At 57.7% G+C, this 456-nt stretch carries 1 protein-coding gene; it reads right to left on the minus strand.

Features of this window, described 5'->3' with window-relative positions:
• Positions 1-298 (minus strand): hypothetical protein (locus AC0T7J_RS25270; protein WP_473798506.1); only part of this gene is annotated, 298 nt, incomplete at its 3' end.
• Positions 299-456: the final 158 nt, after the last annotated feature.

Below are 456 nucleotides of genomic sequence, written 5' to 3' on the forward strand. Positions count from 1 at the left end.
AGCCCCACACTGCCGGGGCTTTCAAGCGATTGCCCAAGTGCACCAGCGCGAGCATGTACAGCGAATAACTTTGCAGCGTCGCGCCGAACAGCGCGAGCCACCAGACTTGTTGTTCGTGGCCGGCAGTGGGAACCGCATCGGCACCCCAGAACGACAGTTCGAGGACTTGCAGGTAGCCATCGAGCAAGCCGGAGTCACCGGCCCAGGTCAGGGTAAGACCGGCGAGAATGTGCGTGATCGCAGCGGCATATAGCCAAAGCACCAACGCTGGGCGAAGCGAGGAAGAAGAGGCTGGCATTCCGTGTCCTGAGCGGGTTCCTTGGGGGTGGGGAGTTTAAAGGAAAATCGGGGTCGTCGGATGCTCAAGCGTTAAACGTTTTAGGGTAAGGGATTCAGACAAAACTTGTGCAAAACCGCCTCAAACAGGCGCTCGAAATTCAAATGCAGTGGCTGACT

This window comes from Pantoea sp. E956-1 (genome assembly GCF_982223955.1).